17 protein-coding genes are annotated in these 14,066 nt (G+C 66.7%); 8 read left to right on the forward strand and 9 right to left on the reverse strand.

Translation table 11 applies throughout. From position 1 onward, the window contains the following. Positions 1-2: 2 nt before the first annotated feature. Positions 3-458, reverse strand: coding sequence for a dUTP diphosphatase (gene dut / locus BVE01S_RS10475; RefSeq protein ID WP_066627250.1), 456 nt, complete (start codon positions 456-458; stop codon positions 3-5). Next, complete coding sequence (gene coaBC, locus BVE01S_RS10480) at positions 455-1,684, reverse strand: bifunctional phosphopantothenoylcysteine decarboxylase/phosphopantothenate--cysteine ligase CoaBC (protein ID WP_066627253.1); 1,230 nt, start codon at positions 1,682-1,684, stop codon at positions 455-457. The genes dut and coaBC overlap by 4 nt, the downstream gene beginning before the upstream one ends. 102 nt (positions 1,685-1,786) lie before the next feature. On the opposite strand from coaBC, the gene BVE01S_RS10485 reads away from it, so the two are divergent. Together BVE01S_RS10485 and BVE01S_RS10490 are read left to right on the forward strand one after the other, a co-directional pair. Then, the gene (locus BVE01S_RS10485; RefSeq protein ID WP_066627256.1) at positions 1,787-2,299 is read left to right on the forward strand and encodes an S-type pyocin family protein; all 513 of its coding nucleotides are present in this window, start codon (positions 1,787-1,789) and stop codon (positions 2,297-2,299) included. A gap of 34 nt (positions 2,300-2,333) precedes the next feature. Beyond that, positions 2,334-3,203: an HAD family hydrolase gene (locus BVE01S_RS10490; protein WP_066627259.1), complete on the forward strand. Its 870-nt coding sequence runs from the start codon at positions 2,334-2,336 to the stop codon at positions 3,201-3,203. Positions 3,204-3,212: 9 nt separating this feature from the next. Here the strand turns inward: BVE01S_RS10490 and BVE01S_RS10495 are convergent, their stop codons facing one another. The 3 genes from BVE01S_RS10495 to BVE01S_RS10505 are packed head-to-tail and all read right to left on the reverse strand — an operon-like array spanning position 3,213 to position 4,722. After that, positions 3,213-3,575, reverse strand: coding sequence for a PilZ domain-containing protein (locus BVE01S_RS10495; protein WP_240612164.1), 363 nt, complete (start codon positions 3,573-3,575; stop codon positions 3,213-3,215). Positions 3,576-3,584: 9 nt separating this feature from the next. After that, positions 3,585-4,400, reverse strand: coding sequence for a kinase (locus BVE01S_RS10500; protein ID WP_084375374.1), 816 nt, complete (start codon positions 4,398-4,400; stop codon positions 3,585-3,587). A gap of 1 nt (position 4,401) precedes the next feature. Continuing rightward, positions 4,402-4,722 carry a 2Fe-2S iron-sulfur cluster-binding protein gene (locus BVE01S_RS10505; protein ID WP_066627263.1) on the reverse strand — a complete coding sequence of 107 codons (321 nt, stop codon included), beginning with the start codon at positions 4,720-4,722 and terminating at the stop codon, positions 4,402-4,404. Positions 4,723-4,809: 87 nt separating this feature from the next. Here BVE01S_RS10505 and BVE01S_RS17040 point away from each other — a divergent pair, with 87 nt between their 5' ends. Then, positions 4,810-5,031, forward strand: coding sequence for a hypothetical protein (locus tag BVE01S_RS17040; protein WP_167544800.1), 222 nt, complete (start codon positions 4,810-4,812; stop codon positions 5,029-5,031). Then, positions 5,028-5,405, forward strand: a complete 378-nt coding sequence (locus tag BVE01S_RS17045; RefSeq protein ID WP_066627271.1) for a PIN domain-containing protein — start codon at positions 5,028-5,030, stop codon at positions 5,403-5,405. Before BVE01S_RS17040 ends, BVE01S_RS17045 begins: the two co-directional genes overlap by 4 nt. Positions 5,406-5,450: 45 nt before the next feature. On the opposite strand, the gene BVE01S_RS10520 is transcribed toward BVE01S_RS17045, so the two are convergent. From BVE01S_RS10520 to sdhC, 4 genes are read right to left on the reverse strand one after another with little or no spacing between them, the layout of a single operon-like run. Continuing rightward, the gene (locus BVE01S_RS10520) at positions 5,451-6,245 is read right to left on the reverse strand and encodes a succinate dehydrogenase iron-sulfur subunit (RefSeq protein WP_066627273.1); all 795 of its coding nucleotides are present in this window, start codon (positions 6,243-6,245) and stop codon (positions 5,451-5,453) included. Position 6,246: 1 nt separating this feature from the next. Next, on the reverse strand, positions 6,247-8,031 hold the full coding sequence (sdhA, locus tag BVE01S_RS10525; RefSeq protein WP_055809722.1) for a succinate dehydrogenase flavoprotein subunit: 1,785 nt from the start codon (positions 8,029-8,031) through the stop codon (positions 6,247-6,249). Positions 8,032-8,038: 7 nt separating this feature from the next. Next, a complete protein-coding gene (gene sdhD, locus BVE01S_RS10530) occupies positions 8,039-8,443 on the reverse strand; it encodes a succinate dehydrogenase, hydrophobic membrane anchor protein (protein ID WP_066627276.1) in 405 nt (134 codons plus the stop codon). Then, positions 8,440-8,904, reverse strand: coding sequence for a succinate dehydrogenase, cytochrome b556 subunit (sdhC, locus tag BVE01S_RS10535; RefSeq protein ID WP_017506653.1), 465 nt, complete (start codon positions 8,902-8,904; stop codon positions 8,440-8,442). Before sdhC ends, sdhD begins: the two co-directional genes overlap by 4 nt. A gap of 206 nt (positions 8,905-9,110) precedes the next feature. On the opposite strand from sdhC, the gene BVE01S_RS10540 reads away from it, so the two are divergent. The 4 genes from BVE01S_RS10540 to alaS all read left to right on the forward strand — a co-directional run bounded on the left by BVE01S_RS10540 (position 9,111) and on the right by alaS (position 13,773). Next, the gene (locus BVE01S_RS10540) at positions 9,111-9,704 is read left to right on the forward strand and encodes a hypothetical protein (protein ID WP_066627279.1); all 594 of its coding nucleotides are present in this window, start codon (positions 9,111-9,113) and stop codon (positions 9,702-9,704) included. Between the two features lie 52 nt (positions 9,705-9,756). Further along, entirely contained in the window at positions 9,757-10,617 is an 861-nt protein-coding gene (locus BVE01S_RS10545; protein ID WP_066627282.1) for a pirin family protein, read from the forward strand. Positions 10,618-10,717: 100 nt separating this feature from the next. After that, positions 10,718-10,888, forward strand: a complete 171-nt coding sequence (locus BVE01S_RS16810; RefSeq protein WP_157076453.1) for a hypothetical protein — start codon at positions 10,718-10,720, stop codon at positions 10,886-10,888. Between the two features lie 239 nt (positions 10,889-11,127). After that, positions 11,128-13,773, forward strand: coding sequence for an alanine--tRNA ligase (gene alaS / locus BVE01S_RS10550; protein WP_066627284.1), 2,646 nt, complete (start codon positions 11,128-11,130; stop codon positions 13,771-13,773). Positions 13,774-14,066 lie beyond the last annotated feature (293 nt).

Here is a 14,066-nt window from a genome sequence, read left to right on the forward strand (position 1 = left end):
CGTCAGCGCCCCGTCGATCCGAAACCGCCCGTCCCGCGTGCGGTGTCGTCCAGAGTCTCGACCTCGATCCATTCCGCGCGCTCATGCCGGGCGATCACCAGCTGGGCGATGCGTTCGCCGCGGCGGATGACGAAGGGCTCGACGCCGATGTTGGCCAGGATCACGCCGCACTCGCCGCGATAGTCGCTGTCGATCGTGCCCGGCGCATTCGGGCAGATGATGCCGTGTTTCAAAGCGAGGCCAGAGCGCGCCCGCACCTGGGCCTCATATCCCAGCGGCAGGGCGATCTTCAGCCCCGTGGGCACCAGGGCCCGCTGACCCGGGGCCAGGGTCATCGGCTGATCCTCGGGCACGGCGGCGCGCAGGTCCATGCCCGCCGACCCGGCCGTCTCATAGGCGGGGAGGGGAAGGCCTTCGGAATGCGGCAGGCGCAGGATCTGGATCGGGGTCTGGGTCATTCGGGGACCTTGAAATGATCGGCGATGCGGACGGCGACGGCCCGGGCGATGGCGGTCTTGGACTGGCGCGGCCAGGTCTCGGTCCGATCGGCGGTGACCAGCAGCACGGCGTTGCCGTCCGATCCGAACACGTCGTCGGACACGTCGTTGCCCAAGATCCAGTCGCAGCCCTTTCGCGACAGCTTGGCGCGCGCATTGGCTTCCAGATCCGTCGTTTCGGCGGCGAAGCCGATGACCAGGGCCGGGCGGTTCGGACCGGGCGCGGCGACGCCGGCCAGGATGTCGGGGTTTTCGATCAGGGCCAGGGTCGGCGGGCCGCCGGGTCCCTTCTTGATCTTGCCGCCGGCGATGGTGTCCACGCGCCAGTCGGCGACGGCCGCCGACAGCACGGCGATGTCGGCGGGAAGGGCGCTCTGCGTCGCTGCCTGCATCTCCAGCGCGCTCTCCACATCGATCCGCGTCACGCCGGTCGGCGCCGCCAGCGCCGTCGGCCCCGACACCAACGTCACCTCGGCCCCCAGTTCGGCCAAAGCGGCGGCTATGGCGTAGCCCTGTTTGCCGCTTGAGCGATTGGTCAGGCCCCGCACCGGGTCGATCGGTTCGAACGTCGGCCCGGCGGTGACCACGGCCTTGCGTCCCTTAAGCGGTCGTCCGGCCGCGCCTGCCAGCAGGCCCGCAATGGCCTCCAGGATCGCGGCGGGCTCTGCCATCCGACCCGGCCCATATTCACCGCAGGCCATCTCTCCGTCATCCGGCCCCACCACCGCCACGCCATGGAAGCCCGGAAAGGCCTTTAACCGCTCCATATTGGCCTGGACCGCCGGATGCTCCCACATCCGCACATTCATCGCCGGCGCCAGCAGCACCTGCTTGTCCGTCGCGATCAGGGTGGTCGAGGCCAGGTCGTCGGCCAAACCATTCGCCGCCTTGGCGATCAGCCCCGCCGTCGCCGGCGCCACCACCACCAGATCGGCCCAGCGCGACAGCTCGATATGGCCCATGCTGGTCTCGTCGTCCGGGTGGAACAGGCCCGACCGCACCGGATGGCCGCTCAGCGCCGCCAGCGACAGGGGCGTTACGAATTCGGCCCCGGATTCGGTCAGGATGACCCGCGTCTGCCCGCCCGCCTTGGCGATCAGCCGCACCAGCTCCAGCGCCTTATAGGCCGCGATGCCGCCGCCCACGATCAGCAGGATTTTGCGGTTCGAAAGGGGGCGATTGTCCATGCCCACGGTCTAGCCGCCGCGCGTGACGCCGTCGAGACGAGAACATTGCGCGAACAATAAAGTTGTGCTTTCGTCGCGTCCAGCGGGTATCTGGAGGAAAGAATGAGAACGCTGACAAGGGGAGGGGCCGCGCTGGTCCTGTGCGGTCTGCTGGGGCTGAGTGCCTGCGACAACAGTTCGGCGGTCGAGACGCGGGATCGGACGGCGAGCGCCGAACCCGTCGCCCTGACGTCCATGCCGACGGCAAGCGAAGAGGCTGCGACGCCTCAGGAGAAGCCCGTCCTGACCGCCAATCGGCGCGAAACCGTCGACGCCAAGATCGCGCGTCTCTACGACCGCAACGGCGCAGACTTCGGCGCGCGCTCGGCCGAGGATTATCTGACGAAGGTCACGGCTTTCACGACAAAGCCTCCGCGTGACGCCGAGACCGTCAAACGGCCCAATGGCGACACCCTGATCTATCAGGCCTCGACCAACACTTTCGCCGTGGTGGCCCGTAACGGGTCGCCCCGCACCATGTTCAAGCCGACGACGGGCGCCGACTACTGGGCCGAGCAGAAGGCGGCGGCGCCCACCTTCGGCCAGCGGCGCCAATCGACGGGCGCGGCGGGCTGATATAGAGGGCGGATTCCATCAAGGATCTCGCCCCATGTCCGATACGGCCGAACCGAAGACCACGCTGCTGAAAACCGCCCTGATCTATGATTTCGACGGCACCCTGGCGCGCGGCAATATGCAGGAGGTGTCCTTCATCCCCTCCGTCGGCATGGGCATCGGCGCCTTCTGGGAAGAGGCCGAGCGCCTGACCAAAGACGCCGACGGCGACGGCATCCTGATGTACATGCAGCTGATGCTGCACCACGCGCGTCAGAACGGCGCCCCGGTGACGCGCGAGACCCTGCGCCAGCACGGCGAGGCGGTGGCCCTGTTCGAGGGTCTGAAGGATCTCAGCTGGTTCGACCGGATGAACGCCTTCGGGGCCAAATACGGGCTGGAGATCGAGCACTACATCATCTCCGCCGGGCTGGAGGAGATGATCGACGGCACGCCGATCCGCCCCGCCCTGACCCACGTCTTCGCCTCACACTACGTCTATGACGACAAAGGTGAGGCGGCCTGGCCGGCGGTCGGCGTCAACTACACCACCAAGACCCAGTATCTGTTCCGCATCAACAAGGGCGTGAAGAACCACTGGGAGCACGAACGCATCAACCACTTCATCCCCGACGACGAGCGCGCCGTGCCTTTCGACCGTATGATCTTCATCGGCGACGGCGACACCGACGTGCCGACCATGAAGATGATGCACACCAAGGGCGGTTTCTCGATCGCCGTCTATGATCCGCGCTCGAACGAGCGGGATCAGAAGAAGGTCTATTCCCTAATCTCGGAGGACCGGGTGAACTTCGTCGCCGCCGCCGACTATCGCGAGGGATCGGCCCTGGACCTGATCGTCAAGGGGCTGGTGGGCCGCATCGCCATCAACGCCGGCTCCATGCCCGCCGATACGACGGACTAGCCCGGCTGATCAGCGCCCGCCGGCCCTCAGCCAGGCGTCGCGCGCGGGAATCAGCCTCGCCGGCGCCAGGCCTCTCAGCGACTTGGCCCCGGTCTGCCTCAGCCCGGCCTCCTGCCCGCGCTGCCAGACGACGGTGGCGGGATAGGCGACGCCCGCAGTCACATCGACCACCACCACCTCGCGCGGCAAGGCCCCGCCTCTGTCCAGCCGCAGCTTCATCCCCGCGTCCGACAGATCGACGATCAGACACGCCGTCTCCAGGCCGGGCGCGCAGATGACGCCGCGCGCGTTTGCGGGTCGGCGCGCGCCCATGCGGCGGTCGGGCTCGACGGCGGGCTTGGGTCCAAACAGGCTCATGGTCCGATAACGCACAGATGCGGCTCAGGCGCCAAGCCCGCCTTCAAGGCTGCGAACCCCGCGATTCCGGTCCAGAGCGACGATCATGTCGGCCTCCACGCCGCCCGTCATCATATGCCGGCTCAGGCGCTCATAATGCTGGATGAAGACCGCCAGGGCCGCGCGTCGCTCGCGCGATACGACGTCCTGACCCCTCAGCCCCGCCTCCTGCTCGCAGCGCCAGTCCAGCACGACATCGAACCCCGGCGCCTTCAGAAAGATCAGGGCGTCCAGCCGCGCGCGCAGGCGGGCATAGGGCTGACCCAGCACCGCATTTACCGCCCTGCGCCATTCGGCCCCGACATCCTGCCGGGCCTCCAGGGTGTTGATCGGTGCAACCAGGTCCGCCTCGGCCTGCGGCGTCGCGCCTAGGCACCATCCCTCCAGCACGATGATCCGCGGCCGACCCTGCACGACAGGCCAGTCCGCCTCGGCCGTCCGGTCGTCGCCCAGCTTGTCGAAACGCGGCAGAGGCGTCAGATCGTCCGCCCCCGCCGCCTGCAACCGATCCAGCAGACGGTTCAGAAGCCCCAGGTCATGCGTCCCCGGCGGCCCGCGCGTGGCGAACAAGGGATGCACCCGCGCCGCCATGGCCGCCCGCTCCGCCTTCGTCAGATAGACGTCGTCCAGCGACAGGCTCGCCCCGCCGAACCGCTCGGCGACGGCCTTAGCCAGGGTCGATTTTCCTGAACCCTGCGATCCCGCGATCCCCAGGATCGGCGGCGGACCGTCTTGGCCCATCGCCTCGGCGCGCTGGTCGATCCATCGGCCGATCTGGTCGATCAGCCCCGCGTCGATCATTTCAGTGCTGGTTTTCCGGCAACCGCACGATCAGGCCGTTCAGCGCGTCCGACACCCGGATCTGGCACGACAGGCGGCTGTTCGGCTCGACCTCTTCGGCGAAGTCCAACATCGATTCTTCCATAGCCGACGGCTTGCCCGTCGCCTCTCGCCAGGCCTCGTCGACATAGACATGGCAGGTTGCGCAGGCGCAGGCCCCGCCGCAGTCCGCGTCGATGCCCGGCACATTGTTGCGGATCGCGCCTTCCATGACGCTCAGCCCCGACTTCACGTCGACGACGTGCTCGGTTCCGTCATGCTCGATATAGGTGATGCTGGCCATGCGCCGCTCTTATCAAGCCATGCCGCCTGCGCAAGACCGTAAGTTGGCGCCAGCGTCTCGATATGGCATCATCGACCTATGAACGACATGCGCAAGATTACCGCTATTTTGCCCACGCGCCTGCTCGCGGCCGCTCAGGATGCAACGGGCCAGGGCGTGACCGAAACCCTGCGTCGCGCGCTGGAAACCCTGGCGCACGCGGACTGGAGCCGCCGCATGCTGGCCCTGGAAGGCCGCGCGCCCTTGCAGGTCGATCTCGACGACCTGCGTCAGGACCGGACGCCAGGCGGATCGGACCGCACGGCTTGATCGCCGCCGATACCAGCGCGGTCCTGCACTTCCTGCACGGCTTTGACGGACCTGCCCGCCCTGCGGTTCGCCAGGCGCTGCGTGACGAAAGGTTGGTGTTGCCGCCGCTGGTTCTAACGGAACTGCTGTCCGCGCCATCGCCCGAGAGCGATCTCGACGGTCTTCTAGCCGCGGCGCCGCTCGTGCCGGTGATCGACGGCTATTGGGAACGGGCGGCGCTCAACCGACGCGCGCTTGCGATGCGAGGCCTGAAAGCGCGACTGGCCGACGCCCTGATCGCCCAGTCATGTATCGATGCGGGGATCCCGTTGATCTCCGGCGATTCCGACTTTCGGCACTTCGCCGCCCATTGCGGGCTCAAGCTGGCGCAGTAGGGTGCAGAAAAAACCCCCGAAGCACCGCTTCGGGGGTTTCTAAAATCAGGCGGCCTTCTTGCGGCTCGGCGCGACCATCAGCTTCTTGGTCTCGGCGATGGCCTTGGCGGGGTTCAGACCCTTGGGGCAAACCTGGGCGCAGTTCATGATCGTGTGGCAGCGATACAGTTTGAACGGGTCTTCCAGGTCGTCCAGACGCTTCTGGGTCGCGTCGTCGCGGCTGTCGGAAATCCAGCGATAGGATTGCAGCAGCGCCGCCGGGCCGAGGTACTCTTCCTGGTTCCACCAGTAGCTGGGGCACGAGGTCGAGCAGCAGGCGCACAGGATGCACTCGTACAGGCCGTCCAGCTTCTCGCGCTCGGCCGGGGTCTGCAGACGTTCCTTCTCCGGGTCCGGCTCGTCCGATTGCAGATACGGCTGGATCGAGTCGTACTGGGCGTAGAACAGGCTCAGGTCCGTCACCAGGTCCTTGACCACCGGCTGGTGGGGCAGGGGGGAGATGGTGATGTTGTTGGACGCGCATTCGTCCCAGCCCTTGGTGCAGGCCAGGGCGTTGCGCCCGTCGATGTTCATCGAGCACGAACCGCAGATGCCCTCGCGGCACGAGCGCCGGAACGACAGGGTCGGATCGATGGTGTTCTTGATGTGGATCAGGGCGTCCAGCAGCATCGGGCCGTGGTCGCCGGTCGGCACTTCATAGGTGTCCCAGCGCGGATCGGCGTCGGTTTCCGGATCGTAGCGATAGACCTTGTAGGTCTTCACGTCCTTGGAGCCCGGCGCGGCCTTGTGGACCTTGCCGGTCTTCGGCTTGGAGCCTCTGGGGAGAGTAAGCTGGACCATCTTAGTAAACCCGCGCCTTCGGTTCGATATACGCGATGTCGTCGGACATGGTGTAGTTGTGGACCGGACGATAATCGATCTGGACCTGCTCGCCCGGACGCTTCCACGCCAGGGTGTGCTTCATCCAGTTGACGTCGTCGCGATCGGGATAGTCCTCGCGGGCGTGGGCGCCGCGCGATTCCGTGCGGTTAAGGCCGCCCTCGATCGTCACCATCGCCTGGGCGATCAGGTTGTCGTACTCCAGCGTCTCGACCAGGTCCGTATTCCAGATCAGGCCGCGATCGGTGGTCTTGATGTCGGCGCCGGCCGCCTCGATGGCGCGCAGCTTGTCGGTGCCCTGTTGCAGGGTCTCGCCGGTGCGGAACACCGCCGCATCGGCCTGCATCGCGCGCTGCATCGACAGGCGCAGCTCGGCGGTCGGAGTCGAGCCGTCGGCGTAGCGGAAGCGATCCAGGCGGGCCAGGTGCTGGTCGGTCTGGCTCTTGGAGGCCGACGGCACGGCCGAAGCCTTGTCGACGACTTCACCGCAGCGAAGGCCGACGGCGCGCCCGAAGACCACCAGGTCGGTCAGGGAGTTGGAGCCCAGGCGGTTGGCGCCGTGCACCGAAACGCAGGCCGCCTCGCCCACGGCCATCAGGCCCGGCACCACGCTGTCGGGGTTGCCGTCGCGCAGCGTTAGGACTTCGCCGTGATAGTTCGTGGGGATGCCGCCCATGTTGTAGTGCACGGTCGGCAGGACCGGGATCGGCTCCTTGGTCACATCCACGCCGGCGAAGATTTTGGCCGACTCCGAGATGCCCGGCAGGCGCTGGTGCAGGATCTTCGGATCCAGGTGATCCAGGTGCAGGAAGATGTGGTCCTTGTTCGGACCCACGCCGCGACCCTCGCGGATTTCGATGGTCATGGAGCGCGAGACCATGTCGCGCGGGGCCAAGTCCTTCACGGTCGGCGCATAACGCTCCATGAAGCGCTCCCCTTCCGAGTTGGTCAGATAGCCGCCCTCGCCGCGCGCGCCCTCGGTAATCAGGCAGCCGGCGCCATAGATGCCGGTCGGGTGGAACTGCACGAACTCCATGTCCTGCAACGGCAGGCCGGCGCGCAGCACCATCGCATTGCCGTCGCCGGTGCAGGTGTGGGCCGAGGTGGCGCTGAAATAGGCGCGGCCGTATCCGCCGGTCGCCAGAACCACCATCTTGGCGCGGAACTGGTGAAGCTGACCGTTGTCGAGCTGCAGCGCCGTCACGCCGGTGCAGGCGCCGTCCTGCATGATCAGGTCCAGCGCGAAATATTCGACGAAGAACTTCACTTCGCGGCGCACCGACTGGCCGTACAGGGTGTGCAGGATGGCGTGGCCGGTGCGGTCGGCGGCCGCGCAGGTGCGCTGCACCGGGCCCTCGCCGAAGTTGCGGGTCATGCCGCCGAAGGCGCGCTGATAGATCTTGCCTTCTTCGGTGCGGCTGAAGGGCACGCCCCAGTGTTCCAGCTCATAGACGGCCTTGGGCGCGTTACGGACCAGATATTCGATCGAGTCCTGGTCACCCAGCCAGTCCGACCCCTTGACGGTGTCGTACATGTGCCATTGCCAGCTGTCCTCGCCCATGTTGCCGAGCGAGGCGGAGATGCCGCCTTGGGCCGCGACGGTGTGCGAGCGGGTCGGGAAGACCTTGGTCACGCAGGCGACCTTCAGCCCCTGCTGGGCGGCGCCGAGCGCGGCGCGAAGGCCCGAGCCCCCGGCGCCGACGACGACGACGTCGTATTCGTGATCGATCAGTTCGTAAGCGGCCATCAGGTAATCAGGCTCCGAAACCAGCGGGCAGCGGCGCCGAACCCAGCGCCAGCCGCACGATGAAGAAGACGCTGGCGGCGGCCAGCACCAGGAAGACGACGTTCAGCAGCAGGACCAGAAGGCCGCGCGTTCCGACGTTGGGCACGTAGTCTTCCAGAATGACTTTCCAAGCCAGGCTGACGTAGCCGAAGAAGATCACCGCGGTGATCGCCATCAGGACGGCGTTCAGCGGATTGGCGAACCAGGCCATCGCCGCGTCATAGCCGGCGCTCGCCAGGGTGAAGCCGGTCGAGGCGACCCACAGGCCCAGCGGCAGCAGAGCCACCAGCAGGATGCGCTCGATCAGCCATTCGCCGGCGCCGTGACGCTCGGAGACCTTGACGTTGTTCTTGAACTTTGCGGCGCCGCTCACAGCGAAACCCTCCCCGTGGCGAACAGCACGACCCAGAACAGCACGGCCAGCGGGATCGGCCCCCACACGGCGATGTTCGACAGGGCGGTCGCCGACTTCACCGTCAGCCCGTTGCCGGTGTCGTTATAGGTGTGGCGCGCGCCGTTCAGGATGAAGGAGAACAGCACGACCGTCAGACCGAAGAAGACCAGCAGACCCAGCGGCGATCCGGCCAGATCGAGCGCGCTCTGGAACGCCTCGGGCCCGAACGCCAGCGCGCCCAGCCAGGCCAGGACGAACAGCACGCCGACCGTGGCGGCGATGATCGTCGCGCGGAACAGGATCGAGGCCGTCATGGTGACGTGCCAGCGCCAGACGCCCATGTGGGGCGACAGCGGCGCGATATGTCCGTTTGGTTGAGTGACGAAGCGACCCGTCCGGTCGCTTGAGGCGCCACCCGGCGTCGGGTTGGGCTGGTTCATGCGAATGGTTCTCAAAAGCGAATGAATTCAATCGCCGTGTGCGGTTGCGAAGGCTTTTGTGACCCTGTGGGGCCGGTGTCAACGCACAGACCCCCAGATCGACGGATTGTGCGGTTTACGTCGGTTCCATCACGACGGATCACGTTTGCGTTCAGCGCTCGTTCGGCAGCTAGGCGACGCGCCGGACGATTTGGCAGGGTGGGCTCATGTTGCTGCTCGCCCTGATGTCCGCCGTCGCCCTGGAGCCCGCCATTCACACGACCGGTCTTCTGGAAGCGACGCCTGAGACCTATCGCGCGCCGGCCGTTCGCCCCTATCAGCCGCCGTCCCGTTTCGGGCGCGAAACGGCCGAGGGGGACGCCGCGACCGACCTGCATCGCCGCCCCCTGACGGCTCCGGTCGCGGTCGACGACTACGCCGGCGACTATGAGTTCAGCCCCTCCGACAGCCAGACAACCTATGATCAGGGCGTGGCCCAGGCCGCGATCGACGCCGAAGCCGCAATGGGCCCGCTGGACGACCGCTGGCGCATCGCCCAGCCGGACGGAAAACCCTTGCTGTCGCTGTCCCTGACCGACCGGGGCGAGGGCCGTCGGGTCGAGGGCGCCTGGCGAAGTCTGGATGCGCCGGCCGGGATCGACCGAATGGGCTTCGCAGGCCCGGTCTCGACCCAGGGCGAGGTCGTCATCATTCCCCTGTCGGAGGGCGAACTGCGTCTGCATGCGGCGGCGAACGGCTGGGCCGGAGAATGGGTTCAGGACGGCCGCGCCCGTCCTATCACGGCGACCCGTCCAGGCTGATCTCGCCACCTCTGATCTCGCCAGCGTCTATCCGCCACCCTATATGTAGCGAATGACCCAGCCCCGTTCCGTCCTTCGCCTGCACCCCGCCCATCGCGACGACATCGGCGACCTGACCACCCGCCGTCCGGTACCCGGCCCCGGCCTGGACCAAATCGATCCCTTCCTGTTCCTGAACCACCACGGGCCCCAGATCTATGCGCCGGGCAACGCCGGCCTGCCGTTCGGCCCGCACCCGCACCGGGGCTTCGAGACCGTCACCTTCATTCTGGACGGCGAGCTGGCCCACAACGATTCCGGCGGCGGCGAGAGCATCATCAAGGCGGGCGGGATTCAGTGGATGACCGCCGGCTCAGGCCTGATCCACGCCGAACTGTCCCCGGCCGCCTTCAAGCGCGACGGCGGGCCGATGGAGATTCTGCAGCTGTGGGTCAACCTGCCGTCGCGGCTGAAGATGACCAAGCCGGACTATGTGGGCCTGCAGAAGTCCGACATCCCGACCTTCACCACCGAGAACGGCGTCACGGTCGAGCCGGTCTCCGGCGACTGGCTGGGCGTCAAGGCGCCGATCCAGTCCTTGATCGACATCCATCTGGCCGTCGTCCGCCTGCCCGCCGGCGCGACGTTCGAAACGCCCGTCGCCCCCGGCCGCAACGTCTTCCTGTATGGCGTCAAGGGCGAGGTCTTCGTCGCCGGAACCCCCGTGCCCCAATGGAACCTCGCCGCCCTGTCCGACGGCGATGCGGTCCAGATCACGGCGACCACCGACGCCGTGGTGCTGCTAGGCCACGCCGATCCCATCGGCGAGCCGGTCTTCAGCCACGGCCCCTTCGTCATGAACACCCGCGACGAGATCATCCAGGCGATCCAGGACTACCAGTCCGGCAAGTTCGGTCCGCCGCCGAGGGTGTGAGGCGCGCTGTCACTGTACAAGCTGGCGCGGACGCATAGGCTGGACGCATCAACGGCTGTTCTAAGTGGGAAACTAACCTGGCTCACGTTAAGGTGGAAATATGTACGATCCGCCCGGCTCATCCCTTTTTGCACTGCGTCTTGCTATGGGCTGCGCAGGCATGTCTTGCATTGGCTTCTTTGCAGGTTGGTATTGGTTGGCGGTGCCGCTTGCCGCTGCAGGTGTCTATTGCTTCTGGGAGTCCATCAAAGCGAAGGGCACAGATTACTGACGTCAGAAGATTGCTAGGGGTGGAAGCTGGAATTCAGACTACCGTCAGGTCTCCAACTGCCGAATAGTCTCCGATAGTTTTGGTGCCTTCATCCCCCGCTCCTTTGCACAGTGCCAAAACGTGAGAAAAGCGGAGCGGGCTTTAGGGTCTGCCCGCCTCTCCCCGCGCAGATGATGCGCTCCCCGCCAAAACCCTATATGACGCCGGTTCCTAGCGACCGCCCCATCCGAAGACCGCATATGCCCAGCCTGAACGAGATCCGCGCCACCTACCTCGACTATTTCGCGGCGGACGGCCACGCCAAGGTCCATTCGGCCCCGCTGGTGCCGCAGAACGATCCGTCGCTGCTCTTCGTCAATGCGGGCATGGTGCCGTTCAAGGACTATTTCACCGGCGCCGCCAAGCCGCCCTATCCGCGCGCGACCAGCTCGCAGAAATGCGTGCGCGCCGGGGGCAAGCACAACGACTTGGACAACGTCGGCTATACCGCCCGCCACCTGACCTTCTTCGAGATGCTGGGCAACTTCTCGTTCGGCGACTACTTCAAGGAACACGCCATCGAGAAGGCGTGGAACCTGGTCACCCAGGACTTCGACCTGGACCCCAAACGCCTGCTGGTCACCGTCTATATCGATGACGACGAGGCCGCCGCGATCTGGAAGAAGGTCACCGGCTTCTCCGACGACAAGATCATCCGCATCGCCGGCTCGGACAACTTCTGGGCCATGGGCGACTCGGGCCCCTGCGGCCCCTGCACCGAAATCTTCTGGGATCACGGCGACAAGATCGCGGGCGGTCCTCCCGGTTCGCCGGACGAGGACGGCGACCGCTACGTCGAGATCTGGAACAACGTCTTCATGCAGTATGAGAAGGAGAACGATCAGATCGTTCGAAACCTTCCCAAGCCCAGCGTGGACACCGGCATGGGTCTGGAACGGATGACCACCGTGCTCCAAGGCGTGCATTCGGTCTTCGAAACCGACCTGTTCAAGACGCTGATCGCCGCGTCCGAAGACGCGACCTCGACCAAGTCGGACGGCGATCAGGCCGCCAGCCACCGGGTCATCGCCGATCACCTGCGCTCGTCGTCCTTCCTGATCGCCGACGGCGTCACGCCCTCGAACGAAGGCCGGGGCTATGTGCTGCGCCGCATCATGCGCCGCGCCATGCGCCACGCCCACCTGCTGGGCGCCGCCGACCCCCTGATGCACCGTCTGGTCCCGACCCTGGTGGCGCAAATGGGCGACGCCTATCCCGAACTGGCCCGCGCCCAGCCCTTCATCGAGGACACGCTGAAGCAGGAAGAGGTCCGCTTCCGCACAACGCTCGGCCGCGGCATGGCCCTGTTCGACACGGCGGTTCAGGGCTTCCGGCCCGGCGACATGCTGGACGGCCAGACGGCCTTCACCCTGTCCGACACCTACGGTTTCCCCTTGGACCTGACCCAGGACGAGGCCCGTCGTCGCGGCTTCTCGGTCAATGTCGATGGCTTCGAGGCCGCCATGGCCGAACAGCGCCAGCGTTCGCGCGAGAACTGGAAAGGCTCGGGCCAGACCGCCAACACAAACGAATGGCTGGCGATCCGCGACCGGATGGGGCCGACCGTCTTCACCGGTTATGACAATATCGAAGGCTCGGGCGAGGTCCTGGCCCTGATGAACGCCGGCGCGCCGGTCGAAACGGCCGAGGCCGGCGACATCGTCGAAGTCTTGTTCGACACCACCCCCTTCTATGCCGAAAGCGGCGGCCAGGCCGGCGATCACGGAACCCTGGAGTGGCCGGGTGGCGAGGCCGAGGTCATCGATGTGCGCAAACACGCCGGCGACCTGCATGTCCTGGTGGCCCAGGTCACGGCCGGCAAGCTGGAGATCGGAACCCGCGCGGCCCAGCTGGTGGACGCCGAAAAGCGCCGCACCAGCCGCGCCAACCACTCCGCCGCCCACCTGCTGCACACGGCGCTGAAGAATGTGCTCGGCCCCGCAGTCGCCCAGAAGGGTCAGCTGGTCGATGCCGAGCGCGCCCGTTTCGACTTCAGCCACGGCGCCCCGCTCACCGAGGCCGAACTGTCGGCCATCGAGACCGAGGTCAATGCCGTCATCCGCCAGAACGTCCCGGCGGAAACCAAGCTGATGGCGCCGCAGGAGGCGATCGAGGCCGGCGCCATCGCCCTGTTCGGCGAGAAGTACGGCGACGAGGTGCGCGTGCTGACGCTGGGGCGCTCGCTGGTCAGCGACAACGCCCCCTATTCGGTCGAACTGTGCGGCGGCACCCACGTCGCCCGCACCGGCGACATCGCCCTGTTCAAGATCGTTCAGGAAACCGGCGTCGCCGCCGGCGTGCGCCGCATCGAGGCCCTGACCGGCGAGGCCGCGCGTCAGTATCTGCTGGCCCAGGCCGGCGTCGCCCGTGCGCTGGCCCAGAGCTTCAAGGTCCAGACCGCCGACGTCCCCGCCCGGGTCGACAGCCTGACCGCCTCGGTCAAGTCGCTGGAGAAACAGGTCGCCGAGCTGAAGAAGCAGCTGGCCCTGGGCGGCGGCTCGGGCGCCGCGTCCGCGCCTGAGGAGATCAACGGCGTCAAGCTGATGGCCCGCGTGCTCGACGGCGTGGACGGCAAGGGTCTGCGCGGCGTCGCCGAAGACTTCAGGAAACAGGTCGGAACCGGCGTGGTCGCCCTGATCGGCGTCACCGAGGGCAAGGCGGCGGTCACCGTCGCCGTGACCTCGGACCTGACCGACCGCGTCAACGCCGCCGACCTGGCTCGCGCCGCCGTCATCGCCATGGGCGGCCAGGGCGCCGGCGGCAAACCCGACTTCGCCCAGGGCGGCGCCCCCGACGGCTCGAAGGCCGAAGACGGCCTGGCGGCGGTTCGTGCGGCGCTGGCGTAAAAATACGATGACCTTCTCCCGTTGGGAGAAGGTGGCCCAAAGGGCCGGATGAGGGTCGGCCGGCGGACCATGTCGCACCAGCCGACCCTCACCCTTTCGCGCAAGTACGATCGCTGCGCGCTCATGCGCTCAAGCCCTCTCCCAAAGGAAGAGGGTAATCCATCGCAATTTCGAACCTGACAGCCTTGCAACTCAGCGGCTTAGCCGGCCGCAGCGTCCGCTTCCTGAGCATGCCGCAGAGACGGCCTATACTCTGCGCTCACCACAGAGGAGGCCGCGCACCCAAGGCAAAG

The sequence above is a fragment of the Brevundimonas vesicularis NBRC 12165 genome, assembly GCF_001592205.1.
GTDB lineage: Bacteria > Pseudomonadota > Alphaproteobacteria > Caulobacterales > Caulobacteraceae > Brevundimonas > Brevundimonas vesicularis.

Excerpts from the sequence above, each read along its gene's own strand:
- BVE01S_RS10490 (WP_066627259.1), top strand. The coding sequence starts at position 2,334 with ATGTCCGATACGGCCGAACCGAAGACCACGCTGCTGAAAACCGCCCTG.
- BVE01S_RS10505 (WP_066627263.1), bottom strand. The coding sequence starts at position 4,722 with ATGGCCAGCATCACCTATATCGAGCATGACGGAACCGAGCACGTCGTC.
- BVE01S_RS10545 (WP_066627282.1), top strand. The coding sequence starts at position 9,757 with ATGACCCAGCCCCGTTCCGTCCTTCGCCTGCACCCCGCCCATCGCGAC.
- alaS (WP_066627284.1), top strand. The coding sequence starts at position 11,128 with ATGCCCAGCCTGAACGAGATCCGCGCCACCTACCTCGACTATTTCGCG.
- BVE01S_RS10540 (WP_066627279.1), top strand. The coding sequence starts at position 9,111 with ATGTTGCTGCTCGCCCTGATGTCCGCCGTCGCCCTGGAGCCCGCCATT.
- BVE01S_RS16810 (WP_157076453.1), top strand. The coding sequence starts at position 10,718 with ATGTACGATCCGCCCGGCTCATCCCTTTTTGCACTGCGTCTTGCTATG.
- BVE01S_RS10500 (WP_084375374.1), bottom strand. The coding sequence starts at position 4,400 with ATGATCGACGCGGGGCTGATCGACCAGATCGGCCGATGGATCGACCAG.
- sdhC (WP_017506653.1), bottom strand. The coding sequence starts at position 8,904 with ATGAACCAGCCCAACCCGACGCCGGGTGGCGCCTCAAGCGACCGGACG.
- coaBC (WP_066627253.1), bottom strand. The coding sequence starts at position 1,684 with ATGGACAATCGCCCCCTTTCGAACCGCAAAATCCTGCTGATCGTGGGC.
- BVE01S_RS10485 (WP_066627256.1), top strand. The coding sequence starts at position 1,787 with ATGAGAACGCTGACAAGGGGAGGGGCCGCGCTGGTCCTGTGCGGTCTG.
- BVE01S_RS17040 (WP_167544800.1), top strand. The coding sequence starts at position 4,810 with ATGCGCAAGATTACCGCTATTTTGCCCACGCGCCTGCTCGCGGCCGCT.
- BVE01S_RS10520 (WP_066627273.1), bottom strand. The coding sequence starts at position 6,245 with ATGGTCCAGCTTACTCTCCCCAGAGGCTCCAAGCCGAAGACCGGCAAG.
- sdhA (WP_055809722.1), bottom strand. The coding sequence starts at position 8,031 with ATGGCCGCTTACGAACTGATCGATCACGAATACGACGTCGTCGTCGTC.
- dut (WP_066627250.1), bottom strand. The coding sequence starts at position 458 with ATGACCCAGACCCCGATCCAGATCCTGCGCCTGCCGCATTCCGAAGGC.